This is a genomic window from Mycobacterium sp. SMC-4 (assembly GCF_050205565.1).
Lineage (GTDB): Bacteria > Actinomycetota > Actinomycetes > Mycobacteriales > Mycobacteriaceae > Mycobacterium.
This window is the reverse complement of the sequence record NZ_JBNMQU010000006.1, coordinates 148511-166711: the sequence shown is the minus strand read 5'-3', so window position 1 is coordinate 166711 and position 18201 is coordinate 148511. Positions and strand designations below refer to the sequence as shown.

Below are 18201 nucleotides of genomic sequence, written 5' to 3'. Positions count from 1 at the left end.
ACATCGGCTTGCTCGGTCGACGTGGGCTAACCAGCCGCGATCATCGCGACGGATGCGAGAGCCAAGACCATGCCGATCGCCTGCCAGCGACTTACCCGCTCCCGCAGCACCGCAATCGCCAGCACCACCGTCGCGGCCGGGTAGAGCGCGATCAGCACACCTGCCAGCGACAACATCGACGACTGCAGGGCCAGCAGCGTCGCCACATTGGCGACGGTGTCGAGCACGCCGGCCAGCAGCGCCAACCGCAGCGGTATCCCCCGCTCCAGCACGAAGTTCGCCGTCGCCACAGCGACCGACACGACGATTGCAGTGGCAGCCAAGCGTCCCAGCACCAACGGCCAGAGCTTCGCCTCGACCGGTACCTGGTCGAGCAGCACGACGTTCATGCCGAAGGCCACACCCGAGCCCACGGTCAACCACGCCACCATGACCGTGAACCGCCGTCGTCGCGCGTCGTCGTCATTGACCTCGCGGCTCACCAGGGCGACCGCAACCAGCGCGACGAGCATGCCGGCACCGGCGAGCAGGCTCGGCCGCTCGCCCAGAACCACACCGACCGACAGCGGGACCGCAGCCACCAGTACCGCAGTCAACGGGGAGACCACCGAGATGGGGCCCGCCCCCAGCGCCGCGTAGAACCACCACACCCCGAGCGCCTGGCTCGCCCCGGCGAGCATGCCCCAGCCGACCGCGGGCCCGGTCAGCTGACCACCGACGGCGACGGCAAGGCCGGTCAGCAGCACGAGAGCCACCGGGTAGGAGATCAACACCACCCGCAGCGCCGCGACCCGGCGCGAGGCGATACCCCCGACGAAGTCGCTGATGCCGTAACCCAGTGCCGCGGTCAGGGCCGTCAGCAGCCCGATCAGGTCGTCTTGCCTTTGACCCGGCGGCCGAGTTCGCGCGTCACCTCACGCTGCGCGTCGCGGCGGGCCAGATCCTGCCGCTTGTCGTGGGCCTGCTTGCCGCGCGCCAGCGCCAACTCGACCTTCACCTTCCCCCCGGTGAAGTACAGCGACAGCGGCACCAGTGTGAGGTTGCCGTCGCGGATCTTGCCGACCAGCGTGTCGATCTGACGGCGATGCAGCAGCAGCTTTCGGTTGCGACGCGGCGCATGGTTGGTCCAGCTGCCGTGGTGATATTCGGGAATGTGCAGGTTGCGTAGCCAGATTTCGCCGTCGTCGACGGTGGCGAAGGCGTCGGCCAGCGAGGCCTGCCCCTCGCGCAGGCTCTTGACCTCGGTGCCCACCAGCGCGATCCCGGCCTCGTAGGTGTCGAGGATCGCATAGTTGTGGCGTGCTTTGCGGTTGGTCGCCACCACCTGGTTGTTGCTGTCCTTGGGCGCCTTCGCCTTCTTGGCCATGACCTACCGCCGCACGTAGAGACGCAGTGTGACGTAGGCGGTCACCCCGGACATGGCAAGGCCGAGGAGCAGCATCCACGGTGCGCAGTAGAAGAGGATGTCGGCGTAGTCGACCTTGGCGATCAGGTTGGCCTGATAGAACTGGTCGAGCGCCTTGTCCAGGAACAGCGTCCGGACCAGGATCAGACCGACGATCGCCAGCACCACACCGACCAGTGCGGCCAGCATCGCTTCCACCAGGAACGGCAGTTGTGTGTACCACCGACTGGCGCCGACCAGCCGCATGATCCCGATCTCGGTGCGTCTGGTGTACGCGGCGACCTGGACCATGTTGGCGATCAGTAGCACCGCCCCGATGGCCTGCACCAGTGCGATCGCGAACGCGACGTTGCTGATGCCGTCGAGCACTGCGAACAACCGGTCTATCAGGTCCTTCTGGTTGAGGACGTTGAGCACACCCGGCTGGCCGACCATGGCTTCGTCGAAAGCCTGGTGCTGTTCGGGGTCCTCGAGCCGAACGACGAACGAGGCCGGGAACGCATCGCGGCCGGCGACGTCCTCGTACTGCGGAAACTTCCGGATCGCGTCGTCGTAGGCCTCGTCGCGGTTGAGGAATCGCACCGACCGGACGTCCTGGCGGTCCTCGATCGTCTGCCGCAACGCCTTGCACGGGTCGGCGTCACAGGTGGGGTCGTTGGCCGACACGTCGTTGGTCAGGAAGACCTGGCTTTCCACCCGGTCCAGGTAGATCGCCCGGGACTGGTCGGCCAGGCGCACGACCAGCATTCCGCCGCCGAACAGCCCGATGGAGATCGCGGTGGTGAGGACCATCGCGACCGTCATGGTGACGTTGCGGCGAAGCCCGGTCAGGACTTCGTTGACGAGAAAGCCGAAGCGCACTAGCGATCCATTCCGTAGACGCCGCGCTGTTCATCGCGAATCAGCCGGCCGAGTTCGAGTTCGACGACCCGCTGACGCATGGAGTCGACGATGTGGTGGTCGTGGGTGGCCATCAGCACCGTGGTCCCGGTGCGGTTGATCCGCTCGAGCAGGTCCATGATGTCTTTACTGGTCTCCGGGTCGAGGTTGCCGGTCGGCTCGTCGGCCAACAGCACCAGCGGCCGGTTGACGAACGCCCGCGCGATCGCGACGCGCTGTTGTTCGCCGCCGGACAGTTCGGCGGGTAGTCGGCCGGCCTTGCCAGACAAGCCCACCATTTCCAGCACGTCGGGCACGACCCGGTTGATGGTGTCGGCACGTTTTCCGATGACCTCGAGCGCGAAGGCGACGTTTTCGAAGACCGTCTTCTGCTGAAGCAGCCGGAAGTCCTGGAAGACGCAGCCCATCACCTGACGCAGCGCGGGGATGTGCCGACCCGACAGCTTGTTGACGTGGAACTTCGACACCCGGATGTCCCCCGAGGACGGGTTCTCCTCGGCGAGGAGCAGCCGCATGAACGTGGACTTGCCCGATCCGGACGGTCCGATCAGGAAGACGAACTCACCCTTGTCGATCTTCAACGAGATGTTGTCGAGCGCCGGACGTCCCGACGACTTGTACTGCTTGGAGACGTTCTCGAGGGTGATCATCACGGCACGCCAGTGTAGCGGTGAGACGCTGCGGGGCCCGGCAGCTACGGCGCGACCGGAGCTGGTGGGGGGACGACTCCGGGGAACAACGGGGGTGCCGGTTCCTCGGTCGGGTCGGCCGGTGGTGACTGAACGAATGTCTGCGGACCCAACGGACCGCGTCCATCGGGGTCGATGACGGTCGTCGTGGGCTCCGACGGAATCCCCGGCACGGTCGGGTTCGCCGGATCCGGCGACGGCGACGTTGTGGTCGTCGGGGTCGTCGTGGTCGTCGTGGTGGTGGTCGGCGTCGTGGTGGTGGTTCGCGTCGTCGTGGTCTCGGGCTCGCGGGTCTGCACGTTGGTGCGCGGGACCCACGTGTAGTCGGGGTCGGGCACGAACCCCGGCGGGACCATCTGCTGCGGAGGCGGCAGCGGTTTCTCCGGCGGTTCGTAGTTCTGCTGCACGGCGAACAACGCGATGAAGGCCACGACGAGCGCCACGGTCGAGGTGCGGACCCGCCCGCGGAACAAGTGCGAGGGCACCCGGATTCTCACCTTGGCCATGGGCTAACGCTCCCCGCCCGCGCCCTGCTTGGCGTCGGGCGCCGATTTGGCCCCGGCCGGCGGAAGTGTGTCGACGACGGGCACCGCGCCTGTCGCTGTCACCACGCCCTCGCGGCCGAGCGCGGCGACAACCAGCGCACGCAACCGTCGCCCCGCCTCGTACTGCTTACCGGGCAGCGTGCGGGCCACCATGCGCAGGTTGACGTTGTCCAATCCGATGCTCTCGACGCCCATCAGCGAGGGACGGTCCAGCAGCAGATCTTTGAGGTAGCGGTCGTCCATCGACTTCTCGCCGACGGCCTGCAGGACATCGTTGACCCGGCTGAGGTCGGCGGTCACCGGGACCGGGATGTCCACCACCGCGCGCGCCCAGTCCTTCGACATGTTCAGCGAGCGGACGATGTTGCCGTTGGGGACGGTGAACACCTCGCCGTCGGCGGTACGCAGCTTGGTCACCCGCAGCGTGACCTCCTCTACGGTGCCCACGGCCTCTTCCGGTGCGCCGACCATGCTCAGCTGGACCAGATCACCGAAGCCGTACTGCCGTTCGGTGATGATGAAGAACCCGGCGAGCAGGTCCTGCACCAGTTTCTGGGCACCGAAACCCAGCGCGGCACCCAGCACGGCGGCCGGCGCCACCAGCGACCCGATCGGGACGTTGAGGACATTGGTGACCTGGACGGCGACCACCACGAACAGCAGCACGATGGCGACCCACTCGATCACCGACGCCACGGCCTGGCGGTGTTTGGAGGCTTCCGAGCGCACCAGCCGATCCCCGGTCTGGAAGCCCTCCTCCAGCCGGCGGGTCACCTTGCGCGAACCCCAGCTGATGCAGCGCGCGGCGAGCAGCGCGCCGATGACCAGAAGCGCGATCTCCACGCCCTTGGTCAGGATCCACTCGCCGATGTCGCCGTGCCAGAAGTTGTGCCACACCATTCCCGGCGACAAGGCGACGTCGCTACTCGTCATCTCTTCTGTTCCGCCAGCGGATCCCGGCCTCCAGGAACCCGTCGATGTCACCGTCGAGCACCGCGGCCGGGTTGCCGACCTCGTACTCGGTGCGCAGATCCTTCACCATCTGGTACGGGTGCAGCACGTAGGAGCGCATCTGGTTGCCCCACGAGCTGCCGCCGTCGCCTTTCAGCGCGTCCATCTCGGCGCGCTCCTCCAGCCGCTTGCGCTCCAGCAGCTTGGCCTGCAGCACGCGCATCGCCGACACCTTGTTCTGCAGCTGCGACTTCTCGTTCTGGCAGGTGACGACGATGCCGGTGGGGATGTGGGTGAGCCGCACCGCCGAGTCGGTGGTGTTGACCGACTGTCCGCCCGGGCCGCTGGACCGGTACACGTCGACGCGGATGTCGTTTTCGGGGATGTCGATGTGGTCGGTGGTCTCGGTGACCGGCAGCACCTCGACTTCGGCGAACGACGTCTGCCGTCGGCCCTGGTTGTCGAAGGGGCTGATCCGCACCAGCCGATGGGTGCCCTGCTCGACCGACAACGTGCCGTAGGCGAAGGGGGCGAGCACCGCGAACGTCGCGCTCTTGATGCCCGCTTCCTCGGCGTAGGAGGTGTCGTAGACCTCGACGGGATAGTCGTGCTGTTCCGCCCACCGGATGTACATGCGCATCAACATCTCGGCCCAGTCGGCGGCGTCCACACCGCCGGCGCCGGAGCGGATGTTGACCAGCGCCTCACGTTCGTCGTACTCGCCGGACAGCAGGGTGCGCACTTCCATGGCCTCGATGTCGGTACGCAGCTGCTGGAGTTCGGCGTCGGCTTCGACGAGGGCTTCGGCACCGCCGGCGCCTTCCTCCTCGGAGGCCAGCTCGTAGAGCACGGGTAGGTCGTCGAGGCGGCGCCGCAGGTCTTCGACGCGGCGCAGTTCGCCCTGCGCGTGCGACAGCTCGCTGGTCACCTTTTGGGCGCGACTCTGGTCGTCCCACAGATTCGGGTCGGAGGCATCGAGTTCGAGCTGCCGGATACGACCGCGGAGCCCCTCGATATCCAGCACACGCTCCACGGTGGTGAGCGTGGAATCGAGGGCGGCGATATCGGATTGACGGTCGGGATCCACGGGACATCAGGGTACCCACCCGCGCGGAAGCGCAGCGCACGCCGTCGCCGGCTGATCGGTCGCCGCCGAATGGGACTTTCCGGCACGACATGCCAATCAGCACCGGCCGGCGGCCTCGGCGTTCTAGCATCGGGGTGCCATCCCGGCCGCGACGCGACAGCCCCTTGCGCGCGTCCGGGCAGTGACAGTTCTTGACGATAGGTAGCGATCGGAATGCCTCCATTGCGCCCGTACCACGTGGCGATCGTCGGCTCAGGACCTTCCGGGTACTTCGCCGCGGCATCGTTGTTGAAATCCGCCGACTCGGACTCGCAGCGCGACGTCCGGGTCGACATGCTCGAGATGTTGCCGACCCCGTGGGGTCTGGTCCGTTCCGGTGTGGCTCCGGACCACCCCAAGATCAAGTCGATCAGCGCTCAGTTCGAGAAGACGTCGAACGATCCGCGCTTCCGGTTCTTCGGCAACATCGAGATCGGCAGCCATGTCCATCCCGACGAACTCGCAGACAAGTACGACGCGGTGATCTACGCGATCGGCGCCCAGTCCGACCGCGAGCTCGGCATCCCCGGCGAGGACCTGCCGGGCAGCGTGGCGGCGGTCGACTTCGTCGGCTGGTACAACGCCCATCCGTACTTCCAGGAGATGGCTCCCGACATCTCCGCCGGTCGCGCGGTGGTGGTCGGCAACGGCAACGTCGCCATCGACGTGGCCCGCATCCTGGTCAGTGACCCCGACGTGCTGGCCGGCACCGACATCGCCGACCACGCGCTGGACCCTCTGCACGCCCGCGGGGTGGAGGAGGTGCTGGTCATCGGTCGGCGGGGGCCGCTGCAGGCACCGTTCACGACACTGGAGCTCCGCGAGCTCGGCGCGTTGGAGGGCCTCGGCGAGGTCGACATCATCGTCGACCCCGACGACTTCGCCGACATCACCGAGGAGGATCTCGAGGCGGCCGGCAAGACCGTCCGCAACAACATCAAGGTGCTGCGTGGCTACGCCGACCTCACCCCGGACCACGCCAAGCGGCGCATCGTGTTCCGGTTCCGCACGTCCCCGATCGAGATCCGCGGCAACGGGAAGGTCGAGTCGATCGTGTTGGGTCGCAACGAGCTCGTCACCGGCGCCGACGGGCGGGTCGTGGCCAAGGACACCGGTGAACGCGAGGAGGTGCCAGCGCAACTCGTGGTCCGCGCGGTCGGGTACCGCGGGGTTCCCACGCCGGGCCTGCCGTTCGACGAGCGGTCCGGCACCATTCCGCACGTCGACGGCAAGGTCGAGGGATCGCGCAACGCGTACGTCGTCGGCTGGATCAAGCGCGGGCCCACCGGGGTGATCGGCAGCAACAAGAAGGACTCCCAGGACACCGTCGACACGCTGCTCCGCGATCTGGGGGACGCCGAGTTGGCCGACTTCGGCGCCGACCACGCGGACCAGCTGCACCGGTGGCTACAGCAGCGCCAACCCAGGCTGGTCACCAACGAGCAGTGGAAACTGATCGACGAGTACGAGCGTCACGCCGGGCAGGGATCGGGCCGACCGAGAGTAAAGTTGAGCAGCGTCGCGGAGATGCTGCGCGTGGTCGGGCACGACTAGCGGCGGGTCACGGCATCGGTCCGGGCGGCTGCTGCTGCGGCTCTTGCGGCTCGGTGGGGGCGAACGCCCACTTCTCGGGGTTGCCCGGCGAGTACATCACCGGGAACAGCTGACCCATGCTCGGCCAGCTGGAGACATCCAGCGCCAGGCGCGCGTAGACGGTGTATTCGTTGACCGTCGGGCCGTTGATCACGCCGGTGATCGTCACGAACTGTTCGCCGTCCACCCCGTCGGGACGCGGGCTGACGCCCGTGACCAGCAGCGTTCCCGGCACCCAGTCGTTGCCCACCCCGCGCCGGCGCATGATCCACGGCGCGGCGAGCAGGGCGATGGCACCGACGATCAGCAGCATGATCGCGAGTTCAACCATCTGGCCATGGTAGGACGAGCACATGAGCACTCCCGCGCGTGAAGACGATCTCGAGTTGGCGCTTGCGTTGGCCGACGAGGCCGATGCGTTGACGATGCAGCGTTTCGGCGCGCTCGATCTGCGTGTGGAGACCAAGCCCGACCTGTCACCGGCCACCGACGCCGACCTCGATGCGGAGAAGCTGCTGCGCGACCGGCTGGCGACCGTTCGGCCCGGGGACTCGGTGTTCGGCGAGGAGTTCGGCGGCCGGAAGGACTTCGTCGGCCGGCAGTGGGTGATCGATCCGATCGACGGGACGAAGAACTTCGTGCGCGGTGTTCCGGTGTGGGCGACACTGATCGCGTTGCTGGTGGAGGGCGCCCCGACCGTGGGCGTGGTCAGCGCTCCTGCGCTGGGACGCCGGTGGTGGGCCGCCGAGGGGCAGGGTGCGTTCACGTCGTTCGGCGGGCAGACCCGCCGGATCGCGGTGTCCGGGGTCGACGATCTGGGTTCGGCGAGTCTGTCGTACTCGGATCTGACGACCGGGTGGGAAGACGGACGATCGAGGTTCCTCGCGTTGACCGACGCGGTGTGGCGGGTGCGCGGCTACGGCGACTTCTGGTCCTACTGCCTGGTCGCCGAGGGCGCGGTGGATGTCGCCGTGGAGCCCGAGGTGAAGCTGTGGGACCTGGCACCGCTGGACATACTGGTGCGGGAGGCCGGCGGGCGGTTCACCAATCTGGCCGGCGACGCCGGCCCGCACGGCGGCAGTGCCGTGGCCACCAACGGGCGACTGCACGCGGCAGTCCTCGACGCCTTGACGCCCTGACAGGAGTTTGCTCGGCGGTTGTGAAGTCCATTACAAAGCGGCCGACCTTACTCTGAAGTCAGTTCGCATACCTTACTCTGGAGTCAGTTGCGTATCTCACGCTTCTTCGACACACGACGAAGGCAGCTGACCATGACCAATACCGTGCCGGCCAAGCGCGGCGCCCACGAGAGCGCTGTCGGCCTGCAGAAGCACAAGCTTTCGGCCACCGACATCGGACTGGCCCTGATCACGCCCCTGCTGGGTCAGGATTTCCTGGACAAGTACAACCTGCGCGACCCGCTGAACCGCGGTCTGCGCTACGGCGTGAAGCAGGCGTTCTCGGCCGCCGGCGCATCCACCCGACAGTTCAAGCGCATCCAGGGGCTCGGCAAGCCGGCGACCCGGCTCAAGCCCGGCGGCTCGGACCTGTTCGACCTGACTCCCGACGATGACCAGAAGATGATCGTCGCGACGGTCGAGGAGTTCGCCGAGGAGATCCTGCGCCCCGCCGCGCGCGACGCCGACAACGCCGCGTCCCATCCCTCGGACCTGATCGCCAAGGCCGCCGAGCTCGGCATCACGGCCATCAACATCCCCGAAGACTTCGACGGCATCGCCGAACACCGCAGCACCGTCACCAACGCCCTGGTGGCCGAGGCACTCGCGTACGGCGACATGGGTCTGGCGCTGCCCATCCTGGCTCCCGGCGGCGTCGCCTCCGCGCTGACCCACTGGGGCAGCGCCGACCAACAGGCCACCTATCTCAAAGAGTTCGCCGGCGAGAACGTGCCGCAGGCCTGCCTCGCGATCGCCGAGCCGCAGCCGCTGTTCGATCCCACCGAGCTGAAGACCACGGCGGTCCGCACACCCAGCGGATACCGGCTCAACGGGGTCAAGTCGCTGGTGCCGGCCGCCGCCGACGCCGAGCTGTTCATCGTCGCCGCTGCGCTCAACGGCAGGCCCGCATTGTTCATCGTCGAATCGGCGACCCAGGGCCTGACCGTCAAGGCCGACCCGAGCATGGGCATCCGCGCCGCCGCGCTGGGACGGGTGCAACTCGACAACGTGACCGTGCCGCTGAGCGCGCGTCTCGGTGAGGAGGAGGCCGGCGAGGCCGAGTACGCCCAGATCTACTCCGAGGCGATCGCGCTGTCGCGACTGGGCTGGGCCGCGCTGGCCGTCGGCACATCGCACGCCGTGCTCGACTACGTCATCCCCTACATCAAGGAGCGCCACGCGTTCGGCGAGCCGATCGCCCACCGGCAGTCGGTGGCGTTCATGTGCGCCAACATCGCGATCGAACTCGACGGGCTGCGGCTGATCACCTGGCGCGGCGCCGCCCGCGCCGAGCAGGGTCTGCCGTTCACCCGCGAAGCCGCCCTGGCCAAGAGGATCGCCACCGACAAGGGCATGCAGATCGGCCTGGACGGCGTGCAGCTGCTCGGCGGCCACGGCTACACCAAGGAGCACCCGGTCGAACGCTGGTACCGCGACCTCCGTGCCATCGGCGTCGCCGAGGGCGTCGTCGTCCTCTGAGTGGCGCGTCGACCCGACCAAACCCGGACTTCCCCCGCACACGCGAAAAGAGACTGACATGGCAATCAACCTGGAGATGCCGAAGAAACTGCAGGCGGTCATCGAGAAGGGCCATCAGGGTGCAGCCCAGATGATTCGGCCGATCTCCCGCAAGTACGACCTGAAAGAACACGCCTACCCCGTTGAGCTCGACACCCTCGCCGACCTGTTCGAGGGCATCTCGGAAGCCAAGACGATCTCGTTCGCCGGGACCGACGCGTTCGTCGGTGCCACCGAGGACGAGAAGAAGGCCAACGTCAACGGCGCCAACATGTCCGCGCTGCTCAACGCGCTGGAAATCTCGTGGGGCGATGTCGCCCTGTTGTTGTCGGTGCCCAGGCAGGGGCTGGGCAACGCCGCGATCTCGTCGGTGGCCACCCCCGAGCAACTTGAGCGCCTCGGCAAGGGTGTGTGGGCCGCCATGGCCATCACCGAACCCGGCTTCGGATCGGACTCGGCGGCGGTGTCCACCACGGCGGTGCTCGACGGCGACGAGTACGTCATCAACGGCGAGAAGATCTTCGTGACCGCCGGTTCACGCGCCACCCACATCGTGGTGTGGGCAACGCTGGACAAGTCGAAGGGCCGCGCGGCGATCAAATCGTTCATCGTGCCGCGCGAGCATCCGGGTGTCACGGTCGAACGTCTCGAGCACAAGCTCGGCATCAAGGCCTCCGACACCGCGGTGATCCGCTTCGACAATGCGCGCATCCCGAAAGAAAACCTGCTCGGCGACCCGGAGATCCACGTGGAGAAGGGTTTCGCCGGGGTCATGGAGACCTTCGACAACACCCGGCCCATCGTGGCGGCCATGGCGGTCGGAGTCGCGCGAGCGGCGTTGGAGGATCTGCGCAAGATCCTCACCGACGCCGGCATCGAGATCTCCTACGACAAGCCCGCGCACGCCCAGAGCGCCGCGGCCGCGGAGTTCCTCCGCATGGAAGCCGAGTGGGAATCCGGCTACCTGCTGACCGTGCGGTCGGCGTGGCAGGCCGACAACAGGATCCCGAACTCCAAGGAAGCCTCGATGGGCAAGGCCAAGGCCGCCCGGGTGGCCAGCGACATCACCCTCAAGGCCGTCGAGATGGCCGGAACCACCGGCTATTCGGAGGAGACGCTGCTGGAGAAGTGGGCGCGCGACTCGAAGATTCTCGACATCTTCGAGGGCACGCAGCAGATCCAGCAGCTGGTGGTGGCTCGCCGACTGCTCGGACTGACCTCCGCCGAACTGAAGTAATTCGGGCGCACCGCTTGCTACGGTGCGCCAGTGGAGCATCGGATCACCTGTCCGCTGTGCGAGGCGATGTGCGGTTTGCGGGTCACCGTCGACGGCGGCGCGGTCCGCGATATCCGGGCCAATCCCGACGACGTGTGGTCGCGCGGGCACCTGTGCCCGAAAGGCGCGTCGCTGTCTCAACTGCACGACGACCCGGATCGGCTACGAAAGCCGCTGGTGCGCAACCGATCCGGTGGCCACGACGAGGTGTCCTGGGACGACGCCTACGCCGAAACCGAACGGGTGCTTCGCCCGGTGCTCGAACGCCATGGGGCCGCGGTGGCCACGGTTTACATCGGTAACCCGGTCGCGCACAACCTCGGCCTGGCGACGTATGTCGGCGCGCTCGTCGGGATGGGTGGGGCGGCCGGCATGGGCGCCTACTACTCCCCCGGCACCGTGGACCAGTGGCCGCTCAACGTGGTCAGCACACTGCTGTTCGGCGGCATGTGGAACTCGCCGGTTCCCGATCTGGACCGCACCGACCATCTGGTGATCCTGGGCGCCAATCCCGCTGCGTCGCAGGGTTCGATGCTGTCGGCTCCCGACATCATGGGCCGGCTGACGGCCATCCGGCGATGCGGCGGCACCGTGGTCGTGGTCGATCCGCGCCGCACCGAGACGGCGCAACGCGCATCGCAGTGGATCCCGGTGCGGCCGGGCACCGACGCGCTGCTGCTGTTCGCCGTTCTACACACGCTGGCGGAGCAAGACATGATCCGCCGCCCCGCCCATCTGGCAGGCCTGGTCGACGGACTGGACGACGCCGTCGCACTGTCGGCGCAGTTCCCCCCGGAGCGGGTGGCCCCGGCGACGGGTGTCCCCGCCGACACGATCCGACGGCTGGCCACCGAACTCGCCGCTGCCGCAAACCCGGTGCTGTACAGCCGAATCGGCGCATGCACACAGGAATTCGGCACGCTGACCACCTGGCTGGTGTTCGTCGTCAACGTGGCCCTCGGCGCGGTCGACCGCCTGGGCGGCGCGGTGTTCCCCAAGCCTGCGGTGTGGTCACCGATGTTCATGAAGCCACCCGACCAGGATGCGCCCGGGTGGCGGTTCGGTCGGTTCCGCAGCCGAGTCCGCGGGATCCCCGAGGTCCTGGGACAGTTCCCGGTCAGCTGCCTGGCCGAGGAGATCACCACCCCGGGCGATGGGCGGATCCGCGCGTTGATCACCGTGGCGGGGAACCCGGCGATCTCGGCGCCGGGAGCCGGTCGCCTCGACGCCGCGCTTCGCGATCTCGACGCGATGATCGCCATCGACAATTGGCTCAACGAAACCACGCGGCACGCGCACGTCGTCCTACCGGGGCTGTCGCCCCTGGAACGGCCCCACAGCGACGACCTGTACTGGATGTATTCGCTTGCCTCGTGCGTGAAGTGGTCCGAGCCGGTGTTCCCCACCTCACCCGATCGCCCGACGGAGTGGGAGATCCTGCTGCGTCTGGCCGGCGCACTGGTCGGCACTCCGGTGCCAGACGTCGATGTGACGGCGATGGACGATCTGTACACCCAGGGAATCATCTACACCGCATGCCAGTCGGCGGACACTCCGCTGTCCGGCCGCGACCCCGCCGAGGTCTTCGGCACGCTGAAAGGCGTTGGGCCAGAACGCCTGGTCGACCTCGGTATCCGTGTCGGTCCGTGGGGCGACGACCTGGGCCGACGCGCGGACGGGCTCACGCTGGAGACAGTGCGCCGCCACCCCGACGGGCTTCGGCTCGCCGAACTCGAAGGTGGCCGGCTGCGCGACGTGCTGACGACGCCGTCGGGCCGGATCGAGTTGATGCATCCGCTGTTCGCCGCCGACATCCCCCGACTGCTCGAGCGCATCGACCGGCCGGCCGAACCGCTGGTGCTGACCAGTCGGCGGCACCTGCGGTCGAACAACTCCTGGATGCACAACGTGCCGGGGCTGATGCGTGGCCGGGATCGCTGCACGCTCCTGATCAACCCCGACGATGCCGCACGCTGCGGAGTGCGCGACGGTCAGTACGTCGAGGTGTCGACGACCGAGGGATCGGTGCGCGTGGTCGCCGAACTGACCGAGGACATGGCCGCGGGGGTGGTGTCCCTTCCGCACGGTTGGGGTCACGGGGTCGACGGCACCCGGCTCGACGTGGCGAACGCCCATCCCGGCGTGAACGTCAACACGCTCAATCCCGTTGAGCGGGTCGATGTTCCGAGCAACACCCAGGTGGTCAACGGCGTGCCGTGCCGCATCCTGCCGGTGGGCTGATCAGAACCCGTCGTGCACGACTGGATCAGAATCCGTCGTGCACGACTGGATCAGAATCCGTCGTGCACGACGACGCGGGTCCGGCCGGTGACGCCTCCGCCGATGATGGTCTTGAGCACCCGGTCGACGTCGCGCACCTGCACATCGGTGGTGATGCGCGCCAGATGACGGGGACGCAGCTCGGATTCGATCTGCTGCCACGTCTGACGGCGCTTCTCGACCGGCAGCAGCACCGAATCGATGCCGGCGAGGGTCACGCCGCGCAGGATGAACGGCATCACCGTCGTCGGCAGATCGGGAGAACCGGCCAGCCCGGAAATCGCCGCCACGCCACCGTATTTCATGGTGCTCAACGCATGGGCCAGGGTCTTGCCACCGACGCAGTCCACCACCGCCGCCCAGTGCGCTTTGCCCAGCGGCCGTAACTTGTCGTCCGGTCCGGGGATCCGATCGATGACCTCGGCGGCGCCGAGTTCGCGCAGCAGATCGTGTGCGTCACGCTTGCCGGTCGACGCGACGACCTCGTAGCCCAGCGCTGCGAGCAGATCGACGCTGATGCTGCCGACACCACCGGTGGCGCCGGTGACCAGGACCGGTCCGTCACCCGGCGCGACGTGTGCACGCACCGCCTCGACGCTCAACGCTGCGGTGAATCCTGCCGTGCCGATCGCCGCGGCGTCCGCGGCGGTGGTCGCGGTGAGTTTGACCAGATAATCGGCCGGATAGCGGGCGGTCTGCGCATATCCGCCGTGCCGCCCGGTTCCGATGTCCTGACCGTGTGCGATCACGGTGTCACCGACCTCGAAGTCCGGTGACGAACTCGCGGTGACCGTCCCGACGACGTCGATGCCGGGAACCAGAGGATAGCCGCGGGCGACCCCGGCTTTCGGGGTGACGGCCAGTGCGTCTTTGTAGTTGACGCCGGAGTACTGGACACCGATGGTGACATCTCCGTCCGGCAGCGCCGACTCGGGGAGAACCTCCTGCCGCAGGACGATGTCGCCGTCCGCGTCCTCGTGGGCCACCATCGCGTTGATTTCGGTCATGACGCCACACTAGCCAGCACCGAGTGGGACGAAACCCAGTCGGCGAAAGGTCGGCCCAATGCCGAAGCCCCCGGCCGCGAATCGCGACCGGGGGCTTCGGATCAGCCGTGTGTCAGAGCAGGTGTGCCTGCAGGTCCGGCTTCATGGCCTGCAGCTCCCGGCCCCAGTACGCCCAGTTGTGCGTGCCGTTGTTCGGGAAGTTGAACACACCGTTGGTGCCGCCCGCGGCGAGGTAGTTGTCGCGGAAGGTCTCGTTGGTGCGGATGGTCAGACCCTCGAGGAAGGTGGCGGGCAGGTCGCCGCCGCCGAGCTCGTTCGGCTGGCCGTTGCCGCAGTAGATCCAGATGCGGGTGCCGTTGGCCACGATCTGCGGGATCTGAACCATCGGGTCGTTGCGCTTCCAGGCGCTGTTCGGGTCCTCGGTCTTGCCCCACATGTCGTCGGCCTTGAAGCCGCCGGCGTCACCCATCGAGATGTTGATCAGGAAGGGCCACCAACCCTCCGAGGGGTTCAGGAAGCCCGACATCGAGCTGGCATAGGTGAACTGCTCGGGGTGGTACACCGACAGGATCAGCGAGGCCGAGCCGGCCATCGACAGGCCGACCGCCGCGTTACCGGTCGGCTTGACCTGGCGCTGCGAGGCCAGGAACTGCGGCAGCTCCTGGGTCAGGAAGGTCTCCCACTTGTAGGTGACCGTCGGGCCCTTGTTGCGGGCCGGGGCATACCAGTCGGAGTAGAAGCTCGACTGGCCGCCCACCGGCATCACGATCGAGAGACCGGAGTCCAGGTACCACTCGAAGGCCTGGGTGTTGATGTCCCAGCCGTTGAAGTCCTCCTGCGCACGCAGGCCGTCCAGCAGGTACACGGCCGGCGAGTTGGGCCCGCCGCTCTGGAACTGCACCTTGATGTCGCGACCCATGCCGGCCGAGGGCACCATCAGGTACTCGACCGGCAAGCCCGGCCGGGAGAAGGCGCCGGCGGTCGCCGACTGACCGGCGATGCCGACCACACCCGGCAGCAGGGCCGTGGCGATGGCCGCAACACCGAGGCGGCGCGCCCAAGGCCCACGAAGTCTGTCAAGAAGTCTCATACCGTCAATCCATCCATCTTCCGGTAACCGCATGCGCGGCCTGTCTGGGATTCTCGGGATGCCTGGGGACGACCCAGCGATGTCTTCACTGCGCTGTCACGCCGCTTCGAATCCGCCAATTGGCGGCGAAGTAAAACCGAGAAATCTTCAGTTGTAGCCGTTGCAGTAAAACATGCGACCCCGACAGGCAAAAGTCCGATGCTGTCAAAAGTCGCTCTGCCTGCGAAAAGGCAAACTATAGCCCGGCGCGGAAAGGGCCGCGCACCGCCCCTGTATCCCGGGGATTGCGCAGGGCTTTCCGGCCTGCTGTTCGCCTGTCACGACGTCACCACCCGCCATTTCAGTACGCTCCGCGAATGACCGCGCGACCGGCGAGTCCGGGCAGACGTTCAGCCGACGACTGGATCCACGCCGGCTACGCCGTCCTGGCCGACGAAGGCAGCAGAGCCCTCAAACTCGACCGTCTGTGCGCGCGTCTCGGCGTGACCAAGGGCAGCTTCTACTGGCACTTCGCCGACATGGCCACCTACCGCAGGGCGCTGGTGACCACGTGGGCGCAACTGCGCGACCGCGACCGCAGCCACTTCGCCGACCTCGCCGGACTCCCGCCCCGCGAGCGGCTGTCGGCCATGATGGCCACGCTGCTCAGCGCGCGGCAGTGGAACCTCGAACGCGCCATGCGCGAATGGGCCCGGATCGACCCGGCGGTCGCCGAGAGTGTGCGCGCCGCCGATTCGCTGGTGCTCGCCGCGGTCCGGCAGGCCTTCGTCGACGCCGGTTTCACGGGCGACGAGGCCGACGTGCGAGCCGATGCGACATTTGCAGCCGGTATCGGCTTCCTGCACCTGTCGGCGAAACCGCCCGTGGAGAGCGCGACTGCTCGGCACGAACGTTTCCTCGACGTGCTCTTCGAGCGCCGCTGACCCGATCCATACCAAAAGGTATGGTAATTTCCGCCGCATGCCCCCGGTGATCACCGACGACTTCATCGCGCGACTGGCCGAGCGGGCCGACGACGGCGAGCGTCAGCGCCGAATGCCCGCCGAGACCGTCGCCGAAGCCGCCGCGACCGGATTCTTCGACCTGCTTGTCCCTGCCCGATATGGCGGTCTCGAGGCACCGTTTCCCGCGATCCTCGACCCCGTGCGCCGCATGGCCCACGGGTGCGCGTCGAGCGCGTGGACTCTCGGCTTCTACGCGCTGCACAACTGGATGCTGGCGTTGTTCAGTGAGCAGGCCCAGGCCGAGGCGTTCGCCACCCGCCCCTTCCTGGCGCCGGCTCCGCTGGCGCCGACGGGCCGCGGCGTCACCTGCGCCGGCGGGATCCGGGTCACCGGCCGGTGGTCGTGGGCGACCGGGGTGATGCACGGCAACTGGATCATGGTCGGCGCGCTGTGCGAACGCGAACCCGGCAACCCGGCATCCATCTACCCGGTCCTGGCCCTGCTGCCGATCACCGACGTGCGCATCGAAGACGTCTGGCACACCGACGGCATGCGGGCCACCGGCTCCAACGATGTCGTGATCGAGGACGTGTTCGTGCCGGCGCACCGACTCGTCGAGGTGGTCGACATCTACGGCGGTACCGCGCCGGGCGCGGCCCTGCACGACGCCGCCGCCTACCGCTGGCCGATGGTTCCGGCGTTGGCGCTGCTGGCGGCCATGCCCGCGCTGGGCAGTGCCGAACGCGCCGCCGAGATCTTCGCCGAACGCCTCTCGCAGCGCTTCCTGGCCTACGAAGGCGTCATGCAGAAGGACAAACCCGCGGCGTCGATCCGCCTCGGGGAAGCGCTCGTGCGGTTGCGGGCGTTGCGCGCACTGCTCGACGACACCGTCGGCCGGATCGAGACGACCGTGACGGCCGGCGATTCGGTCTCCCGCGCCGAGCGCGGCCAGGCCCGCTTGGCGGCCGCGCACATCGTCCATGAAGCACGCGCAGTGATCACCGATCTCCTCGGCGCGTCCGGCGCGGGCGCGCACTTCCTGAACAATCCCCTGCAGCGGATCAAACGCGATGTCGACGTGATTTGTGGTCATGTGGTGTTCGATTACGACACCAGCCGAGAACTCGCCGGCGCCCTGAGCATCGGCGCCAAGATCCCCCGCACCGCGATGGTGTGAGCGAAAGAGGAGCCTGCCGATGGCCGACAACCTGCGTGACCGCGTCACCAAGGTCTTTCAGAAGTACGTCGGTAATCAGGTGATGGGCCGCATGCCTTTTCAGACGCTGCTCGAAACCACCGGCCGCAAATCGGGTCTCCCCCGGCAGACGCCGCTCGGCGGCAAGCGCATCGGCAATGAGTTCTGGTTCGTCTCGGAGTTCGGTGAACGATCGCAGTACATCCGCAACATTCAGGCCAACCCGTCAGTGCGGGTCCGCGTCAACGGCCGCTGGCACCGCGGGACCGCGCACCTGCTGCCCGACGACGACGCCGAGGCACGCCTGCGCACCCTGCCGTCGCTGAACAGCTTCGGAGTGCGCACGTTCGGCACCAATCTGTTGACGGTGCGCGTCGACCTCCACAACTGAGTGCGGTCGCCGAGTGTGCACCGAGGGCGGGAATTCGGGCCCGATGCCGCCGCCGACGCACACTCGACGACCGCACGCGCCATCGACCCACACTCGTCAGCCCGACGCCCGCC

Annotated in this window: 18 protein-coding genes; 8 read left to right on the top strand and 10 right to left on the bottom strand. The window is 67.7% G+C overall.

Translation table 11 applies throughout. From position 1 onward, the window contains the following. Window positions 1-26: 26 nt before the first annotated feature. Genes ACQI46_RS12755 through prfB form a run of 7 tightly spaced genes read right to left on the bottom strand, consistent with a single transcriptional unit; the run spans window position 27 to window position 5577 of the window. Complete coding sequence (locus ACQI46_RS12755) at window positions 27-872, bottom strand: EamA family transporter (protein ID WP_427094514.1); 846 nt, start codon at window positions 870-872, stop codon at window positions 27-29. Further along, window positions 869-1366, bottom strand: a complete 498-nt coding sequence (gene smpB, locus ACQI46_RS12750) for an SsrA-binding protein SmpB (RefSeq protein ID WP_427094365.1) — start codon at window positions 1364-1366, stop codon at window positions 869-871. Before smpB ends, ACQI46_RS12755 begins: the two co-directional genes overlap by 4 nt. A 3-nt stretch (window positions 1367-1369) precedes the next feature. Then, window positions 1370-2266, bottom strand: a complete 897-nt coding sequence (gene ftsX / locus ACQI46_RS12745; protein WP_427094364.1) for a permease-like cell division protein FtsX — start codon at window positions 2264-2266, stop codon at window positions 1370-1372. Then, window positions 2266-2955: a cell division ATP-binding protein FtsE gene (gene ftsE, locus ACQI46_RS12740; protein WP_427094513.1), complete on the bottom strand. Its 690-nt coding sequence runs from the start codon at window positions 2953-2955 to the stop codon at window positions 2266-2268. The genes ftsX and ftsE overlap by 1 nt, the downstream gene beginning before the upstream one ends. Before the next feature lie 44 nt (window positions 2956-2999). Further along, window positions 3000-3500: a hypothetical protein gene (locus ACQI46_RS12735; protein WP_427094363.1), complete on the bottom strand. Its 501-nt coding sequence runs from the start codon at window positions 3498-3500 to the stop codon at window positions 3000-3002. Window positions 3501-3503: 3 nt separating this feature from the next. Further along, window positions 3504-4472 carry a mechanosensitive ion channel family protein gene (locus ACQI46_RS12730; protein ID WP_427094362.1) on the bottom strand — a complete coding sequence of 323 codons (969 nt, stop codon included), beginning with the start codon at window positions 4470-4472 and terminating at the stop codon, window positions 3504-3506. Continuing rightward, a complete protein-coding gene (gene prfB, locus ACQI46_RS12725) occupies window positions 4462-5577 on the bottom strand; it encodes a peptide chain release factor 2 (RefSeq protein ID WP_427094361.1) in 1116 nt (371 codons plus the stop codon). Before prfB ends, ACQI46_RS12730 begins: the two co-directional genes overlap by 11 nt. 213 nt (window positions 5578-5790) lie before the next feature. Between prfB and ACQI46_RS12720 the strand changes: the two genes are divergently transcribed. Continuing rightward, window positions 5791-7170: an FAD-dependent oxidoreductase gene (locus ACQI46_RS12720; RefSeq protein ID WP_427094360.1), complete on the top strand. Its 1380-nt coding sequence runs from the start codon at window positions 5791-5793 to the stop codon at window positions 7168-7170. 7 nt (window positions 7171-7177) lie between these two features. Here the strand turns inward: ACQI46_RS12720 and ACQI46_RS12715 are convergent, their stop codons facing one another. Next, window positions 7178-7540: a hypothetical protein gene (locus ACQI46_RS12715; RefSeq protein WP_427094359.1), complete on the bottom strand. Its 363-nt coding sequence runs from the start codon at window positions 7538-7540 to the stop codon at window positions 7178-7180. 22 nt (window positions 7541-7562) lie between these two features. On the opposite strand from ACQI46_RS12715, the gene hisN reads away from it, so the two are divergent. The 4 genes from hisN (at window position 7563) to ACQI46_RS12695 (ending at window position 13422) form a co-directional block, all read left to right on the top strand. Beyond that, window positions 7563-8348, top strand: a complete 786-nt coding sequence (gene hisN / locus ACQI46_RS12710) for a histidinol-phosphatase (RefSeq protein ID WP_427094358.1) — start codon at window positions 7563-7565, stop codon at window positions 8346-8348. Between the two features lie 132 nt (window positions 8349-8480). After that, entirely contained in the window at window positions 8481-9866 is a 1386-nt protein-coding gene (locus ACQI46_RS12705; protein ID WP_427094357.1) for an acyl-CoA dehydrogenase family protein, read from the top strand. A gap of 58 nt (window positions 9867-9924) precedes the next feature. Next, complete coding sequence (locus ACQI46_RS12700; protein WP_427094356.1) at window positions 9925-11142, top strand: acyl-CoA dehydrogenase family protein; 1218 nt, start codon at window positions 9925-9927, stop codon at window positions 11140-11142. Between the two features lie 30 nt (window positions 11143-11172). After that, on the top strand, window positions 11173-13422 hold the full coding sequence (locus ACQI46_RS12695; protein WP_427094355.1) for a molybdopterin-dependent oxidoreductase: 2250 nt from the start codon (window positions 11173-11175) through the stop codon (window positions 13420-13422). Window positions 13423-13472: 50 nt separating this feature from the next. Here ACQI46_RS12695 and ACQI46_RS12690 read toward each other — a convergent pair whose 3' ends face one another. Continuing rightward, window positions 13473-14468, bottom strand: coding sequence for an MDR family oxidoreductase (locus ACQI46_RS12690; protein WP_427094354.1), 996 nt, complete (start codon window positions 14466-14468; stop codon window positions 13473-13475). Between the two features lie 112 nt (window positions 14469-14580). Then, window positions 14581-15558, bottom strand: a complete 978-nt coding sequence (locus ACQI46_RS12685; RefSeq protein WP_427094353.1) for an esterase family protein — start codon at window positions 15556-15558, stop codon at window positions 14581-14583. 356 nt (window positions 15559-15914) lie between these two features. Here ACQI46_RS12685 and ACQI46_RS12680 point away from each other — a divergent pair, with 356 nt between their 5' ends. The 3 genes from ACQI46_RS12680 to ACQI46_RS12670 are packed head-to-tail and all read left to right on the top strand — an operon-like array spanning window position 15915 to window position 18088. After that, the gene (locus ACQI46_RS12680; RefSeq protein ID WP_427094352.1) at window positions 15915-16481 is read left to right on the top strand and encodes a TetR/AcrR family transcriptional regulator; all 567 of its coding nucleotides are present in this window, start codon (window positions 15915-15917) and stop codon (window positions 16479-16481) included. A 37-nt stretch (window positions 16482-16518) separates the two neighbouring features. After that, window positions 16519-17679, top strand: coding sequence for an acyl-CoA dehydrogenase family protein (locus ACQI46_RS12675; RefSeq protein WP_427094351.1), 1161 nt, complete (start codon window positions 16519-16521; stop codon window positions 17677-17679). Between the two features lie 19 nt (window positions 17680-17698). Further along, complete coding sequence (locus ACQI46_RS12670; RefSeq protein WP_427094350.1) at window positions 17699-18088, top strand: nitroreductase/quinone reductase family protein; 390 nt, start codon at window positions 17699-17701, stop codon at window positions 18086-18088. The last annotated feature ends 113 nt before the right edge of the window (window positions 18089-18201 follow it).

Excerpts from the sequence above, each read along its gene's own strand:
- smpB (WP_427094365.1), bottom strand. The coding sequence starts at position 1,366 with ATGGCCAAGAAGGCGAAGGCGCCCAAGGACAGCAACAACCAGGTGGTG.
- ftsE (WP_427094513.1), bottom strand. The coding sequence starts at position 2,955 with ATGATCACCCTCGAGAACGTCTCCAAGCAGTACAAGTCGTCGGGACGT.
- ACQI46_RS12735 (WP_427094363.1), bottom strand. The coding sequence starts at position 3,500 with ATGGCCAAGGTGAGAATCCGGGTGCCCTCGCACTTGTTCCGCGGGCGG.
- ACQI46_RS12730 (WP_427094362.1), bottom strand. The coding sequence starts at position 4,472 with ATGACGAGTAGCGACGTCGCCTTGTCGCCGGGAATGGTGTGGCACAAC.
- ACQI46_RS12720 (WP_427094360.1), top strand. The coding sequence starts at position 5,791 with ATGCCTCCATTGCGCCCGTACCACGTGGCGATCGTCGGCTCAGGACCT.
- ACQI46_RS12715 (WP_427094359.1), bottom strand. The coding sequence starts at position 7,540 with ATGGTTGAACTCGCGATCATGCTGCTGATCGTCGGTGCCATCGCCCTG.
- hisN (WP_427094358.1), top strand. The coding sequence starts at position 7,563 with ATGAGCACTCCCGCGCGTGAAGACGATCTCGAGTTGGCGCTTGCGTTG.
- ACQI46_RS12705 (WP_427094357.1), top strand. The coding sequence starts at position 8,481 with ATGACCAATACCGTGCCGGCCAAGCGCGGCGCCCACGAGAGCGCTGTC.
- ACQI46_RS12700 (WP_427094356.1), top strand. The coding sequence starts at position 9,925 with ATGGCAATCAACCTGGAGATGCCGAAGAAACTGCAGGCGGTCATCGAG.
- ACQI46_RS12690 (WP_427094354.1), bottom strand. The coding sequence starts at position 14,468 with ATGACCGAAATCAACGCGATGGTGGCCCACGAGGACGCGGACGGCGAC.
- ACQI46_RS12685 (WP_427094353.1), bottom strand. The coding sequence starts at position 15,558 with ATGAGACTTCTTGACAGACTTCGTGGGCCTTGGGCGCGCCGCCTCGGT.
- ACQI46_RS12680 (WP_427094352.1), top strand. The coding sequence starts at position 15,915 with ATGACCGCGCGACCGGCGAGTCCGGGCAGACGTTCAGCCGACGACTGG.
- ACQI46_RS12675 (WP_427094351.1), top strand. The coding sequence starts at position 16,519 with ATGCCCCCGGTGATCACCGACGACTTCATCGCGCGACTGGCCGAGCGG.
- ACQI46_RS12670 (WP_427094350.1), top strand. The coding sequence starts at position 17,699 with ATGGCCGACAACCTGCGTGACCGCGTCACCAAGGTCTTTCAGAAGTAC.